General features: G+C 37.6%; 6 protein-coding genes. 2 read left to right on the top strand and 4 right to left on the bottom strand.

Annotated features, from left to right (window positions below; all coding sequences use genetic code 11):
* A partial coding sequence (locus H1P_RS39620) for a DNA cytosine methyltransferase (RefSeq protein WP_186376244.1) occupies positions 1-88 on the bottom strand: 88 nt, incomplete at its 3' end.
* Between the two features lie 195 nt (positions 89-283).
* Positions 284-2,122, bottom strand: coding sequence for an ABC transporter ATP-binding protein (locus H1P_RS30945; RefSeq protein ID WP_144874979.1), 1,839 nt, complete (start codon positions 2,120-2,122; stop codon positions 284-286).
* A 420-nt stretch (positions 2,123-2,542) separates the two neighbouring features.
* Here H1P_RS30945 and H1P_RS30940 point away from each other — a divergent pair, with 420 nt between their 5' ends.
* Positions 2,543-3,601, top strand: a complete 1,059-nt coding sequence (locus H1P_RS30940; protein WP_222427331.1) for an acyl-CoA dehydrogenase family protein — start codon at positions 2,543-2,545, stop codon at positions 3,599-3,601.
* Between the two features lie 12 nt (positions 3,602-3,613).
* On the opposite strand, the gene H1P_RS36785 is transcribed toward H1P_RS30940, so the two are convergent.
* Positions 3,614-3,790: a hypothetical protein gene (locus tag H1P_RS36785; RefSeq protein WP_186376243.1), complete on the bottom strand. Its 177-nt coding sequence runs from the start codon at positions 3,788-3,790 to the stop codon at positions 3,614-3,616.
* Positions 3,791-3,980: 190 nt separating this feature from the next.
* Here H1P_RS36785 and H1P_RS30935 point away from each other — a divergent pair, with 190 nt between their 5' ends.
* Positions 3,981-4,301, top strand: coding sequence for a 2Fe-2S iron-sulfur cluster-binding protein (locus H1P_RS30935; RefSeq protein ID WP_144874976.1), 321 nt, complete (start codon positions 3,981-3,983; stop codon positions 4,299-4,301).
* A gap of 155 nt (positions 4,302-4,456) precedes the next feature.
* Here the strand turns inward: H1P_RS30935 and H1P_RS30930 are convergent, their stop codons facing one another.
* Positions 4,457-5,119, bottom strand: a complete 663-nt coding sequence (locus H1P_RS30930; protein WP_144874974.1) for a YqiA/YcfP family alpha/beta fold hydrolase — start codon at positions 5,117-5,119, stop codon at positions 4,457-4,459.
* Positions 5,120-5,195 lie beyond the last annotated feature (76 nt).

Here is a 5,195-nt window from a genome sequence, read left to right as displayed (position 1 = left end):
AAACACATTCCATAGAAAGTTTTTTAAATGCTTCGTGGAAACCTCCAATTCCAGCAAATAAATCAATAAATTTTAAAGATGATTTCATTTAAAAATGATAGCTTTATTCTTAATATAAGTGGAAAAATATCATTTAATGATACAGTATCGTCGTTAGCTTTTTACTTTTTTATCTTCTTTTTTTTCTGATTTGTTTCCTATGAATGGAAGAGCAAGTTTTAAAAAGTAGGGTGGTTTATACCTCGCCCTACACACAATAAAATTATTGATAATATTAATATATTTAACTACCTAACATTTGTAACTTATACAAACTGGCATATAACCCATCTTGCTCTAACAAATCATCATGAGAGCCAGACTCTACTAATTCGCCACGTCTGAGAACTAATATTTTATCTACATTGCGGATAGTAGAAAGACGGTGTGCAATAATAATCGCAGTACGATCGCTTAATAACTCATCCAGTGCTGATTGAATGAGGGCTTCTGTACCCACATCTAAACTGGCGGTAGCTTCATCTAACACTAATACATGAGGCTCGCGAATGGCTACTCTGGCAAAGGCTAAGAGTTGTTTTTGTCCTCCAGAAAGGTTTGTACCTCTTTCTCGCAATTGGGTATTATAACCGTTGGGTAAGTCTTCGATAAAGCTATCTATGTTGGTTAGTTTAGCTGCTTGTTGGACGCGCTCGAAACTATAATCATCTCCCAGAGTAATGTTACGTTGCACATCCCCTGCAAAGAGAAAGCTTTCTTGTAAAATTACTCCAATGTAGCGACGCAATTCGGCTTGAGGAATATCGCGAATATCAATTCCATCGACTAGAATTCTACCCTTACTAGGTTCATAAAGACGACAGAGTAACCTAATAATAGAACTTTTTCCCGCTCCTGTAGGCCCGACTAAAGCAACTTTTTCCCCTGGTTTGATAGTAAAGTCCAATCTTTTAATCACGTATTCGTCTGGTTTATAGCCAAACCAAACGTTTTCAAAGCGGATTTCTCCTTGCTGGTTGGGTTGTGAATGGTGGGGTGAATCACCTTGGGTATTGGGCGAATACCATTCGCCCCTACGATTGTTTAATGATAAGTTTTTGCCTGTATCTTTGATTTCAATGGGTTCACTCATTAACTCCTTAATACGTTCAATGGCGGTAAATCCCGATTGGAACATGGTAAATTTATCGGCAAACTGACGCAAAGGGTTAAATAAGCGTTGAGCGTAAAGAATAAACGCTGAAAGTTCCCCAAAAGTAGTGGTTTCTCTAAGAACTAAAAAGCCACCTAACCATAATACACCAGCGATCGCGACTAAGGCAATCCATTCTAAAGTAGCTGATACTGCCGAATCATGAAAGATTGTTTTATCAACTTCTTTGACGTAATTTTGATTTATCGAGCGATACATCTCGGCATTGTATCTTTCTCGGCGAAATAGCTGAACTATATTAATTCCTGCAATGTTTTCTTGTAACATCGAGTTGAGTTTAGACAACTCTTCTCTAGCGCGATAGTTAGCTTTACGATATTGTCTCTGGAAATAAATAATTAAACCCGTTACAGGAAATAACATTAACACCAGCATCGATGCTAAACGCCAATCTAAAATATAGATAGTGACAATAATGGCAATAATCGAAACCAAGTCGCTGACTACCCCAATTGCACCACTAGCAAAGACATCCCCCAATGCTTCCACGTCGCTAGTTAAACGAGTTACTAACCTACCCACAGGAGTACGATCGAAAAACTTGGATGATAACGCGGTAACATGAGCGAATAGATCTTTTCTCACTGATGCGGTAATTACCTGTCCAATTTTTTGTACTAAGTATCCCTGAAGGGAAGCAAACATCAAACGAATTAAGACAGTTGCTAGTAATAACCCGACTAATAGGTTAACTCCTTCTGCGGTTGCTTTTCCTTGTAAAAATGACCATGTAGGCTCACCTTGTAATAAAGATACAGCCTGTCCGATAATGAGTGGTTGAACTGCTCCAGCAATAGCTAAAGGTACTAATAAAATTAGCGAGATAATTAAAATACCACGACTTTGACCAATATAGGGAAGCAGTTGCAAAAACAACCGCCAATCATTCTCTTGAGGTTTTTTATTCATTTAACATCGATCATTTACCATCGATTTTTCGTTATTATTTCGATGGACACTGATAACTGACAAGGGACATAATACAATCTAGCTTAAAATTCTGTAACAAATAAACCTCTAAATTTTTATGGGGACTAAAAATTCCTCAAAAAAACTCCAAGCCGACTCTCCAATGAAGAAGTAAGTAGATGGGCATAAATAAAGTTTAGGATCTAGGCATTATGAGAATTTTTACACTATATGTGATGTAGGGTGGGCATTGCCCACCCTACCAATGGTATGTTTAAGGCTTGTTTGCATAAGTCTGAAGTTAAAAATGGAGAGGAGCGTGATGTAAGCAGGGGAATGATAACACTTTTCTATTTTCTACCCAATTTCACTCAGCTATTTAAGATCGTTAACAACCACCAATTATTAATTAGATTAATCGTGATTTCTCTTTTATCCGCTCAAACCTCTTTATCGGAAATAGAAATACTCCCTAGTGAATTAGATCGAGATTCTAATGTGCTGCAACAAGCTTTACAGCAATTGGGAAAACATTCTTTACTGGCTTTAAAAGTACCTCCATCATTAGGAGGTGCAGGTTTTAGTGAGTCAGATTATAGCTTGTGGCAAATTGCTGCTGCAAGATATTCTGGTGCTTTGGCTTTTTTACAAACACAGCACCAAAGCGCGGGTTCATTTTTTACCGCTAGTGATAATCACACTTTGCAACAAGAGTATTTATCCTCTATGGCGACAGGAGAAAAGTTAGTAGGTGTCGGTTTTTCTCAGTTACGCCGTCCTGGAAAACCTTTAGTAGCAGCACAACCCGTAGAAAAAGGTTATTTAATATCGGGATTTGTTCCTTGGATTACGGGGGGGAATATCTTTACTGATTTTATTGTTGGTGCGGTTTTACCTGATGGAAGAGAGCTTTATGGTGTTGTCCCCTTGGAGACTGTTCAGCAATCAAACAAAGGCAAAATTACCTTAAGTCTTCCAATGGATTTAATTGCGATGAGTGCTACTAATACAGTAAGTGCAGAGTTAGATAACTGGTATTTGGAAAGCAATTACGTAGTAACAATCAAACCAGCAAACTCGATTCATGACAGCAGTCAGAAAAATGTCTTAAATCACGGTTGGTTTCCTTTAGGCTGTGCTTACGCTGCTTTAGATATCATTCAACAAACCTCTCAAAGAAAGCAACTAGAATTCATCCCAAAAATTCAACAAGTCCTCAAACAAGAAATAGACGATCTTAAACAACAAATGATCGCAGCGACAATTTCAGAAAATACTAATTACGAAAACAAATTGAAGCTTCGTAGTCAAGTAATTAACTTAGCATCTCGTTGTACTCAGGCTGCGGTGATTACCGCTAGTGGTGCTGCTAATAGTTTAGCTAATAGTGCAGGAAGAGTTTATCGTGAAGCCTTAGTATTTAGTGTTTCGGGACAAACTACTGATGTAATGGAAGCGAGTTTAAAGCTTTTGACTTAAACTAATGAGTGGTTAAGCCAGATCGTACATCCGACATAACACTCCTACAGTAGCAGCGATCGCGGTAATTGCCAATGCTATTACAGGATGTTGACCCAAACCAGCAGCAAAAGAAGTTACAACTCCTGCACCTAAGCCAGCAGTTAAACCAGCACCGATTAAGTCTTTATTGGTATTATTGTTATACATCGCTCTCAAGATTGATTTTGATAATTCCTCTCAAATTATCATTCTGTAAAAACAAATACTATCTTTGACTGAGAACTTGCAATTAAGCTTTAGGTTTAGCTATTTTTCTTAACAAACTGGTTCTAAACAATGAGACAATAATACACCTAGTTAGAAATACCGATCAATTTAATTTATCTTTCTTATCAAGATGTCACAGACTTATAGTGTTGAAATAAATCACCAAGGAACAACTCAGACTATTCAAGTAGCAGAAGATCGAACTATTTTAGATGCAGCCAGAGATGCAGGAGTAGACTTACCTTTTTCTTGTAGTGCAGGAGTTTGTACCACTTGTGCAGCACAAATTACTGAAGGAAAAGTAGAACAATCTGAGGGTATGGGACTTTCTCCTGATTTGCAAGCAGAAGGTTACGCTTTATTGTGTGTTTCCTATCCTCGCTCTGATATTAAACTAGAGTCTAACAAAGAAGAAATCGTTTACGATCGACAATTTGGACAACCAAGTTAGGAAGGGATGAGGGATGAAGTCTGAAGGATGAGGAATTAAGAATAAGGAAGTGCTTCATGAAGCAATTAGCAACTAACCAGTAACTATCTCGATCCCGTTTACGATGGCGAAGCCGAGTCCTTTAGGATACCCGTTGCATTGGGTGCTTGACGGGACTAACAAAAATCCTGAATTTCTTGCCAAATTATTTCTTGAACATCATTTAAGCCGTGATCGCTATCTAATGCTATTAATTTCGCTGTGGAATGGCTACTAATATATTGGTGACTAACTTCGATAGGAACTACATCGTCATTTTTACCGTGAATGATTATGGTAGGTAGCGATCTTTTCAGTTTATTCGTATCATACTGATTCCCATCTCTTAAAAATTCATAGTGTAAAGGTAATAGTTTGTCTTTTCCATAATGATAAATATCTTTATAGCCTGATTCTTGCCATTGTTTTAATTCAGCTTGAGGAAATTTATGAAACCAACTACTCGGAAAACCAAAAGCTGGGGCGAGTAAAATTAGCTTTTGTACTTGGGTATATTTTTCGGCTAACCAAGCGGAAGTTAAACCACCAAAACTAGAACCAATTAAAGTTATGGGAATATTAAAATTATTAAACAGTGCTGCGGTTTGTGTTATTTGTCTCGTTAAAGTAAGGTGAGTAAAATCGCCTTGATTGAGATCGGGTATTTCCAGTTTAATTCCTGTTTTAGCAAAGCGATCTTTTAAGTAAACTGCTTTTCTCGATCTAGGACTAGAAGCAAACCCATGAAGATAAATACAGCGGTTTGCAGGTTTATAAGGGACAGTAGCAGCAGTGGGCAAACCAGTTACGCAGATGTTGGGGATTCATTAAATCCATCGCTATTTTAATCAGGGTATCAACCCTTTTGGAAGTTCT

Source organism: Hyella patelloides LEGE 07179 (assembly GCF_900659865.1).
In the GTDB taxonomy this organism is placed as follows: domain Bacteria; phylum Cyanobacteriota; class Cyanobacteriia; order Cyanobacteriales; family Xenococcaceae; genus Hyella; species Hyella patelloides.
Note: the sequence above shows the minus strand (reverse complement) of the source record. Positions and strands in the feature narration are given on the sequence as shown.